Raw genomic sequence first — 16,913 nt, forward strand, 5'->3', positions numbered from 1 at the left:
ACCTGAAACCTATCGGCACACTCCTCCGGCCGACGCACACTCCGAGCCTCGGCGTTCAACCGTCGGCCGAAGCGGGTGAGTACTTCTGCCGTCCCCACGGGGTCGGAGCCCCACAGAGCGCGGAAACAGCCGTGTTCACACGGCCGGAATCCACGGTTCCCGCCGACTCAGCTCCGGCTCGGCCCGCAGTAAGGTCCACCGACATGGCTGCACTGCGTGACCTGGTGGCAACCGCCTTCGGCCTCGGGTCGCCGACCAGTGACCTGATACCCGTCCAGGTCGGTTCCTACGAATCCTGGCGCTTGCACACCTCCGACGGCTCGTTCATGATCAAGCGGTTGTGGGCGCGGACCAGATCCCACCTGGCTGATGGAATACGCAACCTCGATGGAGTTGGAACGCCGAGCGCTGCTCGCCGGCCTCTCGATCGCGATCCCCGTCGATCCGGTCACACCACACTTCGGCTGGGCAACGCGCATCCAAGACCGCGGAGTGTGGCGAGCCTACGAGTGGCTCGACCATACGGCGCCCACCGCCGATAGCATCGATCCAGGTTGGTTCGGCAGCACCTTGGCAGCGCTCCATACGCTCTTTCCGCTGAACGACTGGCCCGAATCCGAATGGCGATGGCTGGGTGTCAGGCGATCACCGGCCACATCCGCAGGTTGTACGAGGAGTCGACCGACCGCATCGTTTCTCACCGTGATGTCGGCCCGTGGAACGTTCTTGAGACGCCCGACCGTTCGGTGCTCATCGATTGGGAGAACGCCGGCCCGACAACCGCCACGGTCGAGCCGGGACGTGCGCTGATGTCTTTCGGTTGCGACCGTCCAGCCAGAATGCAGCAACTCATGGAGGCCTACCGCGCAGCCGGCGGAGGGATCGCCGGAATCCCCCAGCACTTGTTCAACTGGCAACTGACCCAACACCTGTCCCGGATCACCGAACGCATCAAGATCAGCGTCGGAGACCTCGGACCCGAGGACGACCCCAACCGGTCTGGATGGATCCATCCGCCATTGACGACGACGTCGCCGCCGCGACTGTCTCCCTGCGCCCAGAAGCCGAGCGACTCGCGGCGTACGGCTCCCGATTGTTCCGTGCCGGCTGAGCCTCCCGTCGGCGCCGGTTTCTCGTGGCGCGACACGAATCATCCGCCGTCATCCGGGTACAGAGACCTCACCAACACACAAACAAACCAAGGATGAAGGAGTGTCCCGATGGGCGCAGCCGAAGAAACAATTGAGGTAAACGTTCCGGTCCGCACGGCGTACAACCAGTGGACCCAGTTCGAGTCGTTCCCGCAGTTCATGAGCGGCGTCGAAGAAGTACGCCAGCTCGACGACAAGCACCTGCACTGGAAGGTCAAGGTCGCCGGTGTCAGTCGCGAGTACGACGCGGAGATCACCGAACAGACCCCCGACAAGGTGATCGCCTGGCAGGCGGTCGGTGACACGGACAACGCAGGCACCGTACGCTTCGAGGCACTCGACAACGTCACCACTCGGGTCAGCGCCTCGATCGGGTACCAGACCGAAGGCGCCACCGAGAAGGTCGGCGACGCGCTGAACGTTCCGGAGCGTCAGTTGAAGAGCGATCTGGCGAAGTTCAAGGAATTCATCGAATCCCGCGGCGACGAGACCGGCGCCTGGCGGGAAGAGATCCACTGAGCCACCTTCCGTAATTGGATCACCGGGCGGGTACGCCGCAGGTCAGGGACAACGATCCGGCCGAACGGCTGCCCTCGCCGGTGATCCATCTGATCACTTGGCCGAGCCTCGCGCTCGGAGTGGTGGCTCTGGCCTGTCCGACGGATACGGCCACAGCGATCGGGCTGAAATCCAGAATCGGAAGCCGCGTCATCCGGATCGCCGGATGGCGCGAACTTGTCGTGTTGGGCGCATTCCTGCTCCGGCCGACACGACGATCCCTGTGGGCGTTTGTCGCCCAGGATCTCTGCGACATCACTGCAGCGACGATTGCACTGTCCACCCGCTCGGACGTGATCTTGTCCCCGCGCCGCCTCCGAGCGGCCCTGACAGGCTATGGCCTGCTCGCAGTCGCGGACCTGTACACCGCAGTGCGCCACGGAAGAGTCGCCCCCGTTTGACGTTGGAGCCACTACCATCCCGGTGAACGCCTGCGAGAATACCGTGATGTCTCGATACGGCGGGATGAGTAGCGACGAGGTCGTGCACATCGTCGACTGGATCGCTACTCGAGGATTCTGTTACCAGGTCAATGGCGGCTGGGCTGTCGACGCGCTCGTCGGCCGACAAACCCGTGCCCATAGAGATCTCGATCTCTTCGTCGATGCTGCCGGAGTGCCCGACCTGCTGAGCTGGCTTCTCTCCCGGGGGTATGTCGAAGACGTCAACGAGATGCCTTCTCGGGTGGAAATGAGACGTGATGAGCTACGCGTGGACGTTCATCCGATGACGGTCGACTCGGCAAACAACGGCACCCAGTGGAATGCCGCCGGAGAGGCCATCTTCCTGCATCCTGCTGACAGGCGCACGTCCGGCCGGATCGACGGGCATGTGGTTTGCGTGGCAACCGCGGCACGGCTGCGCGAACTTCGCAAGGGTTACCCGCCTCGCGACGAAGATCAACACGACCTTCAGTTGCTCCGCCGCCTGTAGCCGCGCGCGACCCGCGAATTGATCAACTTCTGAATGTGCTCCGCCAGACCCGGATCCTCCTGTGCGATGGCCTCGGCTGAATCGGCCAGTGCTGGCGCGGACTGGTGAAGGCTCCGTCGGGGAGGCAACCGGTGCGGGTCGCGCCGCCGCTGGTGCCCCGCCCGCGCGTCGGGTCGGCTGCTCAAGGTCACTTCGTGCCTGGGATCATTCCGTCTCGCGACGCCGGTTGGGGCGGAACCCGTGCTCGATGCCCCAAAGCACCGCGTTGGTCCGAGTACTCACCCCGATGCGCCGGTAGCAACTGCGGATGTAGGTCTTCACCGAGTTGATCGACAAGTGGGTGTGCTCCGCGACCTCCTGGTTGCTCAGACCTTGGGTGATCAGTGCGAGAATCTCGGCCTCCCGCGCGGTGAGACCCTCCTCACGACCCGGCCAGTCCCCTCCGATGACCGCCGCTACCCGTCCCTCCGACCCGTCCGGCCGCACCTGTTCACCCCGGTGAACGGCGATCAATGCGGCCACGAGGTCCTTGGCCGGCAGCGCCTTCGACAAGTAGCCGCTGGCGCCGTTGGCCAGGGCATCCGCGACGACGTTCGGATCCAGGTTCCAGGAGTAGACGACGACCTTGCCCACTCTGGGATTCGCGCTCAGGGCGCGGATCTCCTCCCCGTCCCCGCGAAAGTTGGCGAACGTGTCGTACATCGCAATGTCGACGTTGGTTCCGACGGTGCTGCCGGCGTCCAGCTCGACGACCTGGACGGCGTTCTGGTAGTTGCGCAGCATCGTGTCCAGCCCGTGAACGACGACCTCGTAGTCGTTGACCAACGCCACCCGAATCACCATTCGCCCACCATAGGGCCTGAACCTTCACCCCTGCGGGTGATGTTGGCAATCTCGTTCCGACCTAGTCTTGCTGATGCCGCGCAGCAGGCGCGCCTGGTTTCTGCACGGCAATATTGCACGGCACGTCTGGTGTGTGTCAGGCGTTGCCCGCAAGGAATCGGTCTTCGCGGACTCCGCTGTCCGTGAAGACCGATTCTTGTCCGGCATCGGCCGGTGCAGGCGGCGCAACACCCGTGACCGGGGACAGCGGAAGAGGAGTTCTGGAGTGGCCGTCAGCGACCAGGATGCCCTGATCAGGGCACAGGAGGAGATCGTCACCCTTGGCGAGGCCGTTCAGAGCAATCGGGTCATCGGCATCGCTCTGGGAATTCTCGTCGAACGCTACGGCATCGCCCCGGATGTGGCCTTCACCTACCTCAGGCGACTGAGCCAGGACAACAACCGCAAGCTGCGGGAGTTGGCCGCCGAGCTGGTTGAGACCGGCAGGCTGCTCGATCAGGTCCCGCGACCGCCGGCACCACAGGATTGAGCCGGACCAATCCGGGCTCGGCGGTCTCTGCCACCGCGGGGCGTTCAGCTCCTCGGCAGCCGGTTGGCAATAATGATCGCGTAGGTGAGCAACAACAATCCGGCACTGGTCAGAACGCTTTCCAGCACAGTCTGTCCGGCCAGGATGGTGATCAGTTCGGCATCAGACATCCGGCCGAGGTGCGGATCGAGGAATCGCCGGTACGCCACCCCGCTCAACAGGCTGAGCAGAAGCAGCACCGTTCCGACGATCCCCGCGACCCGACACCGCCCGCGAGTTCCGGTGATCAACAACCACACCGCGACCAGCAGCCCGGCCAGCACGAGGACGACCATCGCGGTCTGCATCAGCGACCACCGCGATAGCGATAGCTCATCGATCGTCGGGCGGCGACGGCCGCAAGCACCAGCAGCACCACGCCGCCGACATCGATGATCGCGACGACGACCGAGCCCACGCCGTAAACGTCAACGCTCGAACGCCAGGCACTGGTCAGATACGGTCCCAACGATCCGTTGAGTGCGCCGAGGATCGTGCCCAGCATCAGTACGACAACACCCACCACGCCGAGCACCCGTGCCCTGCCTTCGGCCCGCGCGTTGACCACGACCACCGCGACGACGTAACACACTCCCAGCACCGCTGCAGAGAGCACGTTCGCCATCGGAATCCGATACTCGATCATCACTGTCGACGATAGTCACTCCAGGCCGATATCACCCTCGAATGGTGGATCGGCCGGCGCCAGGCGGAACACCGGAATCACCCTGCTCGTCCGGCGCTCGTACAGTCGGTAATTGGGCCAGACCTGACTCATCACGTCCCACGCCCGGTCCCGCTCGTCACCCGAGAGTTCGTCCACGGTGACCCGGTACGTTCGGCCACGGAATGTCACCTGGGCCCGTTCTGCGGCGCGCAGGTTGTGTGCCCAGGCAGGTGTCCTCGGCCCGCCGAAGGCCGATCCGGCGACGAGCCAGCCGTCACGCTGGGGCACACACAACAAAGGGGTGGCGTGTTCGATCCCGCTGGTCCGCCCGGGAACGATGAGCATCAGGTTCGGGAGCCCGGCGAGTGTGAGCAGGCTCAGCCGGCCCTGGCTCGCCCTCTGTAGCCACCTGTCCACGGCGGTGATCTGCGGCAACAGTCCGGGCAGCCAGCCGATCGCCCCGATCCGGCGTGCCAGCGGGGTCAACACCCCCATGAACCTGATCATAGGTGGCGGATCCTGCTCAGCGGTGCGCCTCCGCCGCAGCGAGATCAGCCAGATACGACGCCTTGAGATCCTCCCCGGCGAACGACGCTTTGATCGCGTTGCGCAGCAGCGCGGGAATCTGTCGCGACCCGACGAGTCCGGCGGCGATCTGCAACTCCCGGGTCAGCGTGGTCCCGAACATCGGCGGATCGTCGGAGTTGATCGACACCGGGACTCCGGCCGTCATCAGTGCCGGCAGCGGGTGCTTTTCCAGCGACGCGACCACACGCGTTCGGAGGTTGCTGGTCAGACTGACCTCGAGATGGATGCCGGCTTCGGCCAGGCCGGCCAGCAGCTCCGGATCCTCCACGGCGCGGATGCCGTGCCCGATCCGGTCGGCTCTGAGCAGTTCGACGGCGGCCCGGACGCTCTCGGGTCCCGCCGCCTCACCGGCGTGCGGAACTGAGCCGAGGCCGAGGGTACGCGCCCTGGCGAAGTACGGCGCGAAGGGCGGGCGCGGCGTTTCGGGCCCGCCCAGTCCCAGCGCCACCAGACCGTCCGGCGGACGTCGTTCGCACAGGTCAAGTACCACCTCTGCGGTTTCACCGGTGAATCCGGGAATGTCCAGGATCCAGTTGACCGTCATCGCCCACTCTCGGGCAGCGTGCTCCCGGGCCGCGTTGAGCGCCTCGACCAGTCCGTCACGGGTCACGCCCGCAGTCAGGATCGGATTGGGTGTCACCGTCACCTCGACGTACCGAACGTTCTGGGCGGCTGATTCGGCCAGGTTGCCGATCGTCAGGTGCAGAACGTCCTCGGGGGTCGACAGCAGCCGGGAGATCGCTGCATAGACGCGGAGGAAGTGATCGAAGTCGGTGAACTCGTAGAACGCCTGGAGTGCTTGCGGATCGGTCGGTACGCCGGCATCAGGATGCCGCGCTGCAAGATCAGCCAGCGTGTCGGCGGAGGTGGCGCCGATGTGGTGGACATGCAGCTCGACCTTGGGCACGGCCGAGATCCACGCGTCGGAATAGGTTGGCGCTGCTAGCCCCACGGCGGGCCTCCTCGATGAAGCTGGCGGACTGGTCGTCTTGACATCAAGATACTGATGACCAAGAGAACGGCAACGTGTTTCGGCACCCTGTGGTGGCAAGATCACTCCGCGGGAGGAAAACATGAAGATTGTCGCCGTCACGTACGGCACTGAAGGAGACACCAGGCCGCTGGCAGCCCTCTGTCGTGGTCTGCAGGAATCCGGCGACGAAACACTGCTGCTGGCCGACGCGGGCACCCTGGCCGGGGTTCGTGATCTTGGCGTTCCGTCCTCCGCACTGGCCGGAGACATCCGCAGCGCGCTCGCCCCATCGGGCGCCGCGGAACCGGTTCGTACGCCCCGAGGGCTTGATGCCACGGCAACCACCCTTGCCCGACTCGCTCAGCAGAACGCCGACACCTGGATGCGCCAGATCCTGGATGCCGCCGTCGGCGCCGACGGCTTGCTCATCGCCGGACTCGCCACCTACATCGGATTCGCCGCCGCCGAGAAGGCGGGCATCCAACCCATCGCGGCGAGCCTGATCCCGCTCACCCCGACAGCGGAGTTCCCCTCACCGTTCCTGCCACCGCGCCCGATGCCCCGCTTCCTCAACCGGCGGAGCTACTCCCTGGTCTCTGGGGCGCTGTGGCGGGCGTTCCGAGGATCGACCAACGCCGCCCGTTCCGGCGTAGGCCTGCCGCCCGGTCACCGTCTCTCGGCGGACCACCCGATGATCTACGGGATCTCGCCCACAGTGCTGCCGCGGCCGGCGGACTGGCCCGCGCGGACCTGGCTGTGTGGTCAGTGGGTCCAGCCGGTGCACGACTGGCCCCTACCCCAGCATGTCGAGGAGTTCCTCGCTTCAGGTGAGCCCCCGATCTACGTGGGGTTCGGCAGCATGGCAGGGCTAGATCACGGCGACCTGATGGATGCTGTGGTGACCGCCGTCGCCGGCCGTCGGGCCGTCTTCTATCCCGGCTGGGGCCGCGGCGCTGGGTCGCTGCAGCTGCCCGACAATTTCCTGGTCATCGGCGAGGCACCGCACGACTGGTTGTTCCCGCGGATGTCGGTGATCATCCACCACGGCGGCTCCGGGACCACACACTCCGCCGCACGCGCCGGTGTGCCGTCGATCGCTCTGCCCTTTGCGGCCGACCAGTTCTTCTGGGCCCGCCGTCTGCAGCAACTGGGCATTGCGCCGGCGATCGGTGGAGCGCGGCGGGTCACCGCAGGTGAACTCTCGGCCGCAATCACAGCGGCCGGGTCCGAAACGATGCGCGCGCGTGCGGCAGACGTCGGCGCCAGGATGCGTACCGAAGACGGTGTGGCCACGGCGGTAGACCGGATCCACCGCATCCTGGGTCACGTCGAGACGACCGCGCACCGGAACCGGTCAGATCGGTGATGTCACACCGACGCCGTGCCGATCGTCATGAGGGGCGGAACGGTTCCACCGAAAGCAGGAGGACTCTTTGATGACGGACAAGATCTTGATCACCGGCGCAACCGGGACACTCGGTCGCGCGCTGGTGCGCCAGTTGCAACAGGCCGGCGCCGACCTGCGGCTGTTGAGCCGCTCCGAACACCGACCGGACGACAATGTCGAATGGGTACGCGGTGACGTATCCACCGGCAGCGGTCTGGATGCGGCGGTCCGCGGCGTCCATACCGTGGTTCACTGCGCCGGCAGCCAGCGCGATGACGGCGACAAGGCGAGGAATCTGCTCGCCGCAGCCGTGGACGCGGGCGTGGAGCACATCATTCACGTATCGGTGGTCGGGGCGGACACCGTGCCGGTGGTCAGTGCCGTCGACCGCGCGATGTTCGGCTACTTCGCGTCGAAGCGTGCGGCCGAAGACGTGATCACCCACTCCCCGATTCCGTGGACCATGCTCCGCCCGACCCAGTTCCACGACTTCGTGACCACGATCATGGACCAGTTGGTCAGGCTTCCGGTCCTACCCCTGTGGCGCGGCGTCAGGTTCCAGCCGGTCGACACCGATGATGTCGCCCGGCGGCTGGCCGAACTGGTTCGTGGCGAGCCCGCCGGGATCGTGCCGGCGTTGGGCGGGCCGAGGGTCTACTCGATGGAGCAACTCGCCCGTGACTACCTGCGAGCTGTCGGCAAACGTCGGGCGATCGCCAACCTACCGATCCCTGGTCGTGCCGCGGCAGCATTCCGAGCCGGGGCGAATCTGGCAGCTGATCACGCAGACGGGACGACAAGCTGGGAGGACTTCCTGGCAGCGAAGTTCCCCGACCGCGCCTTTGTGACAGCACCCAAGTGACAACACCCGAGTGACAACACCCCCAGCGACATCCCTCAGCAACGAAAGGAGCAGCCGTGCATGACGATCTCTCCCGCCCGATCCATGACGATCTCGTGGAACGGATCCTGAACGGGGACGGCCAGGCACCACCTGACTGGCGGCGAGCGGCCTTCGACGGTTCGGGCCCCGCCGAGGAAGCCGTCCGCACGCTGGTGAACAAGGTTGCGTCCGATCCCACCCACATCGCCGATGCAGACTTCCGCACAGCGAGCCGGGCTGGGCTCACCGATGATCAGATCTGGGAGCTGATCATCTGCGCCGCGGTTGGCCAGTCGGCCCGGCAGTACGACGGCGCCATCGCCGCACTGGCCACGGTCATGGAGCAGGAGTCGTGAGACCCGACGTGCTCAACAGCGGCTATCCGTTGTCCGCCCGGGTGCTGTTCGGGATGATCAGGATGTTCACTCGTCAACCGTTGCCCGATGCAGCCAAGATCAACTTCTATCGTCCCGACTTCTACGGTGATCCGATGAAGAGGCTCACCCACGCGGCGATGCGTGGCCCGTCCTCGTGGTCGGTCGGTGAGCGGGAACTGATGGCCGCCTACGTCTCACGGACCAACGGATCGGTCTTCTGCGTCGGCGCTCACACCGCAACCGCCGCCGGCGCGCTGGGCACGCAAGCGGTGGTCGACCAGACGTTGCACGACCTGGAGACGGCACCCATCAGTGAACCGCTGCGAGCCACCCTGCGGCTGCTGGGAAGAGTCACCGGTCAGTCCACGATCACGCCCGACGACATCCGCGACGTGTTGCGGGCCGGCGCCTCCGCAGAGCAGGTCAAGGATGCGCTGGCGGTGTGCTTCGCCTTCAACGTGATCAACAGACTTGCCGACGCGTTCGACTACGCCCGGCTTACGCCCGAGGGATACGCCGGTGGGGCACGCTATTTGCTCAAGCGGGGATACCAGTGAGGATCCCGGCACTGCTCAGGAAGCGTCGGTCGCGCGTTTGATCAGGTCGGTCAGCCGCTGGTGCAGTTCCTGCACCTCTTCGACATCCATCTGCAGTTTGGCCATCATGGCCGGCGGGATCTCGACCGCCCGGTCCCGCAGCTCTCTGCCCTCCGGGGTGAGGGCGACCTGCAGGGCCCGCTCGTCGTCGGGGCGCCGCGGCCGCGTCAGGTAGCCGATCGCCTCCAGGCGTTTCAGCAGCGGGGACAGCGTCGCCGATTCCAGCGACAGCAGGTCCGCGAGTTCGCGGACCGTCAGTGGTTCGTGCTGCCAGAGTGCGAGCATCACCAGATACTGAGGGTGAGTCAGCCCCATCGGCTCCAGCAGCGGCCGGTACAACCCGATCACGCGACGAGAGGCCACCGCAAGCGCGAAGCAGACCTGGCTCTCCAGTGCGAGCAGATCCGGGGCACTCGTCGTTTGTCGTTCGGTCACCAGCCCAGTATACTTTGGGCACTAACAATTAGCCTACTAACGGGATGGTCCCTGTGGTCGATCGCGATCGCCGGACGAGCCAACGCTCGACCAGCGGCATGACTGATGAGATGACGCCACGCAGCAAGGCTGAGGCGATCAGCCTCGACCGGGTGCAGCGGGTTCTGGCCTCGGTGCTGATCGTGTTCGTGATGGGCATCATCTCCGCTGTGCTGGCTGCCTACCTTGTGTTCAGCGGCCGGCACCACATGGCGCATTCCGACGTCGTCGGCCTGTGGGGACTGACCGGGCTGATCGGCCTGCTCAGCGCCGGGATGATCTTGATGCTGAACCGGCGCCGGCCGTACAACCCGCTGGTGCTGGTCGGGCTGATCCCGATGGCTGCCTCCTGGTACTGGATCTTTCACTGAGCTGTGTACGCGACGATATTCATTCGCCGTTCGGTGACGTGGTCTGCTATTTCTTGTCTGCCGTGATCAACAAGAGGAGGTGATACCCGTGAATTCGGTTATTCGCTGGGTGCTCCTTCGAACCCCACGGTCGAGCGGCTGACGTCCTCGTCGCCCGGAGCGCCGGCAATTCGGCACTCTGTGAAAGGCGATCAGCCATGAAATTCCTCAGTTGTACCTCATCGGACGACATCGTCGAGCGCACCTTCGACCTTGACGGCATTCCGGGCGTCCTGTGGACTCCGCCCATCGGTTCCGAGGGTGCTCCGTTGATCTTGATCGGTCATCCGGGCGGGCAGCACAAGCTGGCTCCCGGTCCGGTGGCTCGGGCCAGGCACTACGTGACGCGCTACGGCTTCAATGCCGCCGCAATCGACGCACCCGGCCACGGGGACCGCCGGCGCAGCGCCGAGGATCAGCGCTGGGTCGACGCGATGATGGCTGCCCGACAAGCGGGAGAATCGCTCGCGCCCAGCATCACCGCACTGAACGTGTCGCTGGCCGAGCGGGCCGTCCCCGAGTGGCGGGCCACCATCGACGCGCTGTCGGGCCTGTCCGAGATCGGCGACGTGACCATCGGGTACGGCGGGCTGACCCTCGGCTCTGCGATCGGTATCCCGCTCGCCGCTGTCGAACCCAGGATCCGGGCGGCCGTGTTCGGGGGTGTGTTCACCTATCCCGAACTGTTCGACGCAGCCCGGCAGGTCACCATCCCCGTTCAGGTCCTGCTGCCCTGGGACGACCGCGAGATCGACCGCCAGACCGGTTTGGAGCTCTTCGATGCGTTGGCTTCACCGGAAAAGACGATGCACGTCACCACCGGCGGACACCATCAGGTGCCGGCGTTCGAGACCGACGATTCCGCACGGTTCTATGTCCGGCACCTGCGCCGGCGATGACTCGCCCGCGCCAATGAGCCCATCAGCTCCGCTGTGGTCTCCCAGGAGAGACAGGCGTCGGTGACGCTCTGTCCGTAAACGAGTCGGTGGCGCACCGGCACCTCCAAGGGCTGGGCGCCACCGACCAGGAAGCTTTCCATCATCACTCCGGCGATGACGGATTCACCAGCCGCGATCCGGTCGGCGATGTCGCGCACGACCCGAGCCTGGCGATCATGGTCCTTGCCGGAATTGGCGTGGCTGGCGTCGACGACCAGCAATGGCGGAAGGCCAGACCGCGTCGCCAGTTGAGCGGCGTCCGCGACCTGCGCGGCCGAGTAGTTGGGCCCGCTCCTGCCACCCCGCAACACGATGTGCGTGTCGGGGTTGCCGGTTGTGGTTGCCAACGCTGCCCGACCCTGCCCGTCGATGCCAAGGAAGCTCTGTGGGTTTCGCGCGGCCAGCGCACCGTCGACAGCCACCTGGACGTTTCCGTCCGTGCCGTTCTTGAAGCCCACCGGCATGGACAGGCCGGACGCCAGCTGGCGGTGGATCTGGCTCTCGGTCGTCCGCGCACCGATCGCGGCCCAACTGATCAACTCGGCGATGTACTGCGGCGTGATCGGTTCCAGGAGTTCGGTCGCCGTTGGCAGCCCGATCGCTGCGATGTCGATCAGGAATCGGCGTGCGATCTCCAGTCCGGCCTGGATGTCGTGACTTCCGTCAAGGCGCGGATCGTTGATCAGCCCCTTCCACCCGACCGTCGTCCGCGGCTTCTCGAAGTAGGTACGCATCACCACGACGAGGTCGTCGGCGTAGGCATCGGCAACCGTCCGAAGTCGCCGCCCGTAGTCCAGCGCCGCGACCGGGTCGTGCACCGAACACGGTCCGGTGATCACCAGCAGCCGGTCGTCGGCGCCGGACAACACCGCCGAGATGTCGGCTCGTCCGCGGCTGACGACCTCGGCCGAACTGTCCGACACCGGCAAACGACGCCGCAGGCTGTCCGGCGAGGCAAGACTCTGGAACTCCACAACACGGGTGTCGGTGATCCGACTCCCATCCTGGACGATCGTGGACATCGGTGGTCCTCTCCGGCGGACCACTCCTCCGAGCCCGCCTGATACGACGAAGGACCAGGAATTCTCCTGGTCCGTTGGCTCTGGAAGATCGCAGTGAGGTCGTCAGCTACTCCGACGTGGGCCCCTCCAGAGCCAACGCGTAATAGCAAAACCAACGACCGAACATGCGCAGCACCATACACCACGGGCAGCGTGGGCCGACCTGCGTTCCGCAGCGCGGCTATTGCGCGGTCAGGATGGCGAGGCCCAGGCATCACTCGGACTGGTCGAGGTCGCCGGTCTGCCGGGTCCGGACGAAGTCGAGGAGGTCAGGCGCGTCCGAGATCAGCCGGTCGACCTCTTCCGACTCGTCGTCGCAGCGGCACAACGCGATCGAGACGGTCCCCTTCCGGTCCGAAAGCACCCGCCAGGTGGCTCCGGAGTCCTGCCAGCGGACCAGCCGCTGCAGATCGTACGACTGCTCCTCGGCGTTCATGATCATCCCAGCTTCCTCGCTCCGGTCGTGTTCTCCATCCTGCCAGGGATCAGAACAGCGTGAAACCTCCATCGATCTTGATGATCGACCCGGTCATGAAGCTCGACGCGGCGCTGGCCAGAAAGACCACCGCGCCGCCGAGCTCATGGGGTTCGCCGCCGCGTTTCATCGGCGCCGGGTCGACGCACCACGGCTTGTACTCCGGCTCGTAGATCGGGGATTGATCGGTGTGGAAGTAGCCGGGTGCGATGGCGTTGACCCGGATCCCATAGGGCGCCCACTCCGCGGCGAGTCCTTCGGTCATGTGATGCACAGCCGCCTTGGACGTCAGATAGGAGATCTGCCATCGGGGTTGGTTGACGATCCAGGCCGACATCGATCCGATGTTGATGATCACCCCACCGCCGCGGGTGGCCATCCGCCTGGCGACGGCCCGCGAGCAGTACCACACGCCGTCGACGTTGACGCTCAGCACGTCGCGCCAGGTGTCCTCCGAGGCCTCGAAGGCAGCGGCTCCGACGCCGATGCCGGCATTGTTGACCAGCACGTCGATCTCACCGAACTGCTCGGAGACGGTCGTCACGGCATCGTCGACCGCCCCACGATCGGCGACGTCCAGCTGCACGCCGTAGGCATTGATGCCGAGCTCCTGGAGCTCCCCGGCCGCTCGCTGCGCGGCGTGGAGTGTCGTGGCAGACAACGCCACCGCTGCTCCGGCCTCGCCGAGCGCCTGTGCCATCGCCCGGCCGAGTCCCCGGCTGCCGCCGGTGAGGAACGCCGTCTTGCCGGCCAGGGAGAAGGAGTCCAGTACGGTCATCGGCGCATCCTGTGAGGTTGTCGGGGGACGTCTTGTCGTCCGGGTGTCGGATGGCCACGATGCTAGCGACCGCCGGCTGTGCCCGGTGCCGGGATCAGGAAGTCGGACCCGCTGCAACCAGCCGACAGCGCATCGGTTCAAGATCAGCGAAGGTGATCACCGCCGATGTTCCGACCTGGCAGGCGTGCACGCCGGTGGTTGCCCCGGTGGCGATGAAGGTGCCGGCGGGAACCGATCGATGCCGCCGCCCGAGGATGGTCAGCGTCTGTGCCACCGCTGTCGCCAGGCCGCCGGGCACTGTGGCACCACTGCCCTCACCTGCGACGTCGTCGTCGATCAGGGTTCGCACCGTGATCATCGACGGATCGACATCGGGCGGCAGCTGCGGCCCGATGATCATTCCACCGTTGTTGCCGAAGTCGGATGCGGTTACCGCGGGACCAAGATCGTTGATCTTGGGGAATGGGCTGCTCGCTATCTCGATACCGGCGAAGAGCGTCTGCGGCAGTTCGGCGGCGTCGGCGGCAGTCCAGCTACCGGCTGCAGCGTCGACGTCCAGCCGGACGACGAATTCCGCCTCGATCGCGGCGAATCCGCCGTCGAAGACCGGCATCTCGATCTGGTGCGATCCGCTGTCCCGGATCGCGTGCTGCCAGATCGGACCGATCAATCGTTCGTCCCCGCCAGGTTGGCGACGCTCGGGTGCGATCAATCCGGCTTTCCAGCCCGCAGGTTCCTCGCCCCACAGCGCGATCGCCGCATCCTGGACGGCGTAGGCCTCCGCCAGATCGGCAGGTAGCTCGCGACCCGGGTACTGATCAACAGCTGTGCCCGCCCGTCTGGCGGCCACGAAGGTCTGGGCAACGCTGCTCACGTCCACCGCAGCACCCTATCGTCGGTGCTCGGCGGCCGGGTCAACCGGCGCCGGCGGCGAGCCAGGTCGGCCCGGCCTCAGCGCAGGCCGATGCGGGAGCTGCAGGCGGGCCAGGCACCCCAGCCCTGCGAGCGCTGCACCCGTTGGGCGACCGCGATCTGCTCGCTCCGGGAGTGCTTGTTCGGCATGCCGGAGCCGCCGTACGCGTGCCAGGTGGACAGCGTGAACTGCAGTCCGCCGTAGAAACCGTTGCCGGTGTTGATGTGCCAGCGTCCGCCGGATTCGCAGCGGGCCAACTTGTCCCAGACCGAGTTCGCCGGAGCCGATTGCGCCTTGCGGCCCGAACTCCTGAGGTAGGGCTTGATCGAGGGGCTGGACACTCGCCGGCCGTCGCTGAGCAGCACGTGCCAGACGCCAGAACCCACGACGCCGGTGGCGCGCCAACCGTGTTGGCGCTGGATCTTCTTGACCCGTTTCTTGGTCGCCTTGCCGAAGTGACCGGTGGCCGCGACGTTCTTGCCGTGGGCGGACAGTTCGCGTTGAAGCCGGACGACCAGGCTGTTGTGATCGCCCTTGTGCAACTTGGGCAGCCGGTGGCTGATGCTCGCCGCCGAGGCGGGCTCCGGGTTCGCCATGGCCAGACCGCTGACGACGGCGATCCCGGCGATGGCGCCGGCCACTCGTCGTCCGACTCGGCCCGACCGCTCGGCCCGTGCCGCAACCGCAGCCCGGCGTGGCTGGACAACGCGGCGCTGGAACGCGGAGTTTGCTCCGGCCGTGCGCGTCAGGTCAGCCCGACGTGCCAGTGGCTGACGGCCCGGAACGGACACGGCTGCAAACATTGATGTTGTCCCCTCGTACGTGGCGTCGACCCGACTTCCGGCCGACATGCCCGCGTCCCGACACGAGCACGGACGAGGACGTTATCTTTCCGAGACATTTGCGACAACCGCCGGCGTCCCGATCCTGGCCACCTTGAGGGTTGCTAAAGGTGCCGGAACAGGCATATCCGCAAGCCGGCGCCACCTTCGATCCTGAACGCATGGATTTCGGAAGGTTTCCGTCAGCCCGTTCGAGACCCGCCTGTGACCTCGTTGTGAGGTGACCGGGACAGGTCAGCCCGCGTGTTTCTGCAGCACCGCACCGATCCGCGGCAGTGCCGCTCGGACGTGCTCGACCGCCTTGCCGCGGAGCGGCTTGTACGCCCGCCGGAGCGCCTCGCGGGACGTTGTGGCCACCTTGGCGTCGGTCACCGCAAGCAACGACTGGGCCGCCTCGGGGCCGCGGCCCGCCAGGTACTGGCCGAAATCGCCCTCGCCCGCCGCCTGGAAGTCCTCCCAGTACGGATCGACCGCGACCGCGAAATCGGGCAGCAGCCTCGTCACGGCGCGCTCGGCCAGGTTGGGCATCACCTTCCTGCCGGCGGCGTATCCCGCCTTCACCGCCGTACCGGAGAAGCCGGACTTGTCACCGACCTCCTGGTCGACGACGTGGACCAGATCGGCGATGACCTGCGTACGCACCGGTTCGGCGAGCAGTTTCTCCGACAGGGACATCAGACTCCTCATCTTTCGCGCGGGACCGGAGCAAGACTCTAGCGGCCCGCACCAGGTCCCCGACGCCGCGACCTTTTACTCACCCACGCACCGGTTGCAGCCGGTGCGGCGCCGAGCAGTTGGTGCGTGATCGTTGGCGGCGGGAGCTGATCACGCTGCGCCGCCAGGTCTCAGGCCTGGACTGCGCGGGTGCCGGATATCCAGGAGTTGATCATCGCGATCGTCGCCTGGTTATCGGCATGCACCACGGCCTGCATGCCCAGTCGCCGCGCGGCTTCGACGTTCTCCGGCCGGTTATCGATGAAAAGCACCTGCTCGGCCTGGGCGCCCATCGCGTCGAGAGTTCTCCGGTACACCCGCGGGTCCGGCTTGTTCACGCCGATCTCATGGCTGTAGCAGATCGGGTCGAAGATCGCCGAGAAGCCGTATCGCCGCTCCTCCTGCTCCCGGGCGCCGTCGGCGGAGTTCGACAGGATCGCAAGACCTGCCCGGCCGACCAATGACCGGGCGCAGTCGATCAGCTCGACGTTGGCGGTGCCGCAGTACGCGTCCCAGAAGTCCTCCCGCATGACGCTGAGCACGTCCTGCCCGGCACCGACCGCCGAGCCCAGCACCCGCCAGAAATCATCCTCAACACCGCTGCGGGTGCCGGCGTCAGGAAGCTGCGTCGTCGCCAGTCTTGACTCGAACTCCTCGACGGTGATGCTGAGCCGATCCGCACACCGTGCCACGTAGGCCACGGGCCAGGTCACATCGTCGACCAGTTCGAGGACGCCACCGACGTCGAACAGGATCCAGGAGGCAGGCACCGGGTGAGCCTATG

24 protein-coding genes are annotated in these 16,913 nt (G+C 66.2%); 11 read left to right on the plus strand and 13 right to left on the minus strand.

Features of this window, described 5'->3' with window-relative positions:
* Positions 1 to 626: 626 nt before the first annotated feature.
* Genes GJV80_RS24985 through GJV80_RS07365 form a run of 4 tightly spaced genes read left to right on the plus strand, consistent with a single transcriptional unit; the run spans position 627 to position 2,642 of the window.
* Complete coding sequence (locus tag GJV80_RS24985; RefSeq protein WP_195909221.1) at positions 627 to 1,208, plus strand: phosphotransferase; 582 nt, start codon at positions 627 to 629, stop codon at positions 1,206 to 1,208.
* A gap of 12 nt (positions 1,209 to 1,220) precedes the next feature.
* Positions 1,221 to 1,670: an SRPBCC family protein gene (locus GJV80_RS07355; protein ID WP_154687341.1), complete on the plus strand. Its 450-nt coding sequence runs from the start codon at positions 1,221 to 1,223 to the stop codon at positions 1,668 to 1,670.
* Positions 1,671 to 1,684: 14 nt separating this feature from the next.
* Entirely contained in the window at positions 1,685 to 2,110 is a 426-nt protein-coding gene (locus tag GJV80_RS07360) for a hypothetical protein (protein WP_154687342.1), read from the plus strand.
* Positions 2,111 to 2,132: 22 nt separating this feature from the next.
* A complete protein-coding gene (locus GJV80_RS07365) occupies positions 2,133 to 2,642 on the plus strand; it encodes a lincomycin resistance protein LmrB (RefSeq protein ID WP_230208219.1) in 510 nt (169 codons plus the stop codon).
* 204 nt (positions 2,643 to 2,846) lie between these two features.
* Here GJV80_RS07365 and GJV80_RS07370 read toward each other — a convergent pair whose 3' ends face one another.
* A complete protein-coding gene (locus GJV80_RS07370; RefSeq protein WP_154687343.1) occupies positions 2,847 to 3,485 on the minus strand; it encodes a response regulator transcription factor in 639 nt (212 codons plus the stop codon).
* 265 nt (positions 3,486 to 3,750) lie between these two features.
* On the opposite strand from GJV80_RS07370, the gene GJV80_RS23165 reads away from it, so the two are divergent.
* Positions 3,751 to 4,014, plus strand: coding sequence for an ANTAR domain-containing protein (locus GJV80_RS23165; RefSeq protein WP_195909222.1), 264 nt, complete (start codon positions 3,751 to 3,753; stop codon positions 4,012 to 4,014).
* 44 nt (positions 4,015 to 4,058) lie between these two features.
* On the opposite strand, the gene GJV80_RS07380 is transcribed toward GJV80_RS23165, so the two are convergent.
* From GJV80_RS07380 to add, 4 genes are read right to left on the minus strand one after another with little or no spacing between them, the layout of a single operon-like run.
* Positions 4,059 to 4,361, minus strand: coding sequence for a hypothetical protein (locus GJV80_RS07380; protein WP_154687345.1), 303 nt, complete (start codon positions 4,359 to 4,361; stop codon positions 4,059 to 4,061).
* Entirely contained in the window at positions 4,361 to 4,699 is a 339-nt protein-coding gene (locus GJV80_RS07385; RefSeq protein WP_154687346.1) for a hypothetical protein, read from the minus strand. Before GJV80_RS07385 ends, GJV80_RS07380 begins: the two co-directional genes overlap by 1 nt.
* Positions 4,700 to 4,714: 15 nt before the next feature.
* Entirely contained in the window at positions 4,715 to 5,215 is a 501-nt protein-coding gene (locus tag GJV80_RS07390; protein ID WP_154687347.1) for a nitroreductase family deazaflavin-dependent oxidoreductase, read from the minus strand.
* A gap of 28 nt (positions 5,216 to 5,243) precedes the next feature.
* A complete protein-coding gene (gene add / locus GJV80_RS07395; protein ID WP_230208220.1) occupies positions 5,244 to 6,260 on the minus strand; it encodes an adenosine deaminase in 1,017 nt (338 codons plus the stop codon).
* Positions 6,261 to 6,381: 121 nt separating this feature from the next.
* Between add and GJV80_RS07400 the strand changes: the two genes are divergently transcribed.
* The 4 genes from GJV80_RS07400 to GJV80_RS07415 all read left to right on the plus strand — a co-directional run bounded on the left by GJV80_RS07400 (position 6,382) and on the right by GJV80_RS07415 (position 9,485).
* Positions 6,382 to 7,647 (plus strand): glycosyltransferase, encoded by a 1,266-nt coding sequence (locus GJV80_RS07400; protein WP_154687348.1) that lies wholly within the window; start codon positions 6,382 to 6,384, stop codon positions 7,645 to 7,647.
* A 70-nt stretch (positions 7,648 to 7,717) separates the two neighbouring features.
* A complete protein-coding gene (locus GJV80_RS07405) occupies positions 7,718 to 8,530 on the plus strand; it encodes an SDR family oxidoreductase (RefSeq protein WP_154687349.1) in 813 nt (270 codons plus the stop codon).
* A gap of 56 nt (positions 8,531 to 8,586) precedes the next feature.
* Complete coding sequence (locus GJV80_RS07410; protein WP_230208221.1) at positions 8,587 to 8,907, plus strand: hypothetical protein; 321 nt, start codon at positions 8,587 to 8,589, stop codon at positions 8,905 to 8,907.
* Positions 8,904 to 9,485, plus strand: coding sequence for a carboxymuconolactone decarboxylase family protein (locus GJV80_RS07415; protein ID WP_154687350.1), 582 nt, complete (start codon positions 8,904 to 8,906; stop codon positions 9,483 to 9,485). Before GJV80_RS07410 ends, GJV80_RS07415 begins: the two co-directional genes overlap by 4 nt.
* Before the next feature lie 15 nt (positions 9,486 to 9,500).
* On the opposite strand, the gene GJV80_RS07420 is transcribed toward GJV80_RS07415, so the two are convergent.
* Positions 9,501 to 9,959 carry a MarR family winged helix-turn-helix transcriptional regulator gene (locus tag GJV80_RS07420; RefSeq protein WP_230208222.1) on the minus strand — a complete coding sequence of 153 codons (459 nt, stop codon included), beginning with the start codon at positions 9,957 to 9,959 and terminating at the stop codon, positions 9,501 to 9,503.
* Positions 9,960 to 10,057: 98 nt separating this feature from the next.
* Here GJV80_RS07420 and GJV80_RS07425 point away from each other — a divergent pair, with 98 nt between their 5' ends.
* Positions 10,058 to 10,369 (plus strand): hypothetical protein, encoded by a 312-nt coding sequence (locus GJV80_RS07425; RefSeq protein WP_154687351.1) that lies wholly within the window; start codon positions 10,058 to 10,060, stop codon positions 10,367 to 10,369.
* 197 nt (positions 10,370 to 10,566) lie between these two features.
* A complete protein-coding gene (locus GJV80_RS07430; RefSeq protein ID WP_154687352.1) occupies positions 10,567 to 11,307 on the plus strand; it encodes a dienelactone hydrolase family protein in 741 nt (246 codons plus the stop codon).
* Here GJV80_RS07430 and GJV80_RS07435 read toward each other — a convergent pair.
* The 7 genes from GJV80_RS07435 to GJV80_RS07465 all read right to left on the minus strand — a co-directional run bounded on the left by GJV80_RS07435 (position 11,280) and on the right by GJV80_RS07465 (position 16,899).
* Positions 11,280 to 12,368 carry a 3-deoxy-7-phosphoheptulonate synthase gene (locus GJV80_RS07435; RefSeq protein ID WP_154687353.1) on the minus strand — a complete coding sequence of 363 codons (1,089 nt, stop codon included), beginning with the start codon at positions 12,366 to 12,368 and terminating at the stop codon, positions 11,280 to 11,282. The genes GJV80_RS07430 and GJV80_RS07435 overlap by 28 nt on opposite strands.
* 253 nt (positions 12,369 to 12,621) lie before the next feature.
* Positions 12,622 to 12,849 carry a hypothetical protein gene (locus tag GJV80_RS07440; RefSeq protein WP_230208223.1) on the minus strand — a complete coding sequence of 76 codons (228 nt, stop codon included), beginning with the start codon at positions 12,847 to 12,849 and terminating at the stop codon, positions 12,622 to 12,624.
* Positions 12,850 to 12,892: 43 nt separating this feature from the next.
* A complete protein-coding gene (locus GJV80_RS07445; RefSeq protein WP_154687354.1) occupies positions 12,893 to 13,660 on the minus strand; it encodes an SDR family NAD(P)-dependent oxidoreductase in 768 nt (255 codons plus the stop codon).
* Between the two features lie 94 nt (positions 13,661 to 13,754).
* A complete protein-coding gene (locus GJV80_RS07450) occupies positions 13,755 to 14,540 on the minus strand; it encodes a 2-keto-4-pentenoate hydratase (protein WP_154687355.1) in 786 nt (261 codons plus the stop codon).
* Positions 14,541 to 14,611: 71 nt separating this feature from the next.
* Complete coding sequence (locus GJV80_RS24725; RefSeq protein WP_195909223.1) at positions 14,612 to 15,214, minus strand: transglycosylase family protein; 603 nt, start codon at positions 15,212 to 15,214, stop codon at positions 14,612 to 14,614.
* A 435-nt stretch (positions 15,215 to 15,649) separates the two neighbouring features.
* Entirely contained in the window at positions 15,650 to 16,090 is a 441-nt protein-coding gene (locus GJV80_RS07460; protein WP_154687356.1) for a hypothetical protein, read from the minus strand.
* Between the two features lie 170 nt (positions 16,091 to 16,260).
* Positions 16,261 to 16,899 (minus strand): HAD-IA family hydrolase, encoded by a 639-nt coding sequence (locus GJV80_RS07465; protein ID WP_230208224.1) that lies wholly within the window; start codon positions 16,897 to 16,899, stop codon positions 16,261 to 16,263.
* Between the last annotated feature and the right edge of the window lie 14 nt (positions 16,900 to 16,913).

The sequence above is a fragment of the Microlunatus sp. Gsoil 973 genome (assembly GCF_009707365.1).
Lineage (GTDB): Bacteria > Actinomycetota > Actinomycetes > Propionibacteriales > Propionibacteriaceae > Microlunatus.

Excerpts from the sequence above, each read along its gene's own strand:
- GJV80_RS07440 (WP_230208223.1), bottom strand. The coding sequence starts at position 12,849 with ATGATCATGAACGCCGAGGAGCAGTCGTACGATCTGCAGCGGCTGGTC.
- GJV80_RS07430 (WP_154687352.1), top strand. The coding sequence starts at position 10,567 with ATGAAATTCCTCAGTTGTACCTCATCGGACGACATCGTCGAGCGCACC.
- GJV80_RS07385 (WP_154687346.1), bottom strand. The coding sequence starts at position 4,699 with ATGATCGAGTATCGGATTCCGATGGCGAACGTGCTCTCTGCAGCGGTG.
- GJV80_RS07370 (WP_154687343.1), bottom strand. The coding sequence starts at position 3,485 with ATGGTGATTCGGGTGGCGTTGGTCAACGACTACGAGGTCGTCGTTCAC.
- GJV80_RS07425 (WP_154687351.1), top strand. The coding sequence starts at position 10,058 with ATGACTGATGAGATGACGCCACGCAGCAAGGCTGAGGCGATCAGCCTC.
- GJV80_RS07445 (WP_154687354.1), bottom strand. The coding sequence starts at position 13,660 with ATGACCGTACTGGACTCCTTCTCCCTGGCCGGCAAGACGGCGTTCCTC.
- GJV80_RS07390 (WP_154687347.1), bottom strand. The coding sequence starts at position 5,215 with ATGGGGGTGTTGACCCCGCTGGCACGCCGGATCGGGGCGATCGGCTGG.
- GJV80_RS07405 (WP_154687349.1), top strand. The coding sequence starts at position 7,718 with ATGACGGACAAGATCTTGATCACCGGCGCAACCGGGACACTCGGTCGC.
- GJV80_RS07400 (WP_154687348.1), top strand. The coding sequence starts at position 6,382 with ATGAAGATTGTCGCCGTCACGTACGGCACTGAAGGAGACACCAGGCCG.
- GJV80_RS07380 (WP_154687345.1), bottom strand. The coding sequence starts at position 4,361 with ATGCAGACCGCGATGGTCGTCCTCGTGCTGGCCGGGCTGCTGGTCGCG.
- GJV80_RS07460 (WP_154687356.1), bottom strand. The coding sequence starts at position 16,090 with ATGTCCCTGTCGGAGAAACTGCTCGCCGAACCGGTGCGTACGCAGGTC.
- GJV80_RS24985 (WP_195909221.1), top strand. The coding sequence starts at position 627 with ATGGCTGGGTGTCAGGCGATCACCGGCCACATCCGCAGGTTGTACGAG.
- GJV80_RS07355 (WP_154687341.1), top strand. The coding sequence starts at position 1,221 with ATGGGCGCAGCCGAAGAAACAATTGAGGTAAACGTTCCGGTCCGCACG.
- GJV80_RS07435 (WP_154687353.1), bottom strand. The coding sequence starts at position 12,368 with ATGTCCACGATCGTCCAGGATGGGAGTCGGATCACCGACACCCGTGTT.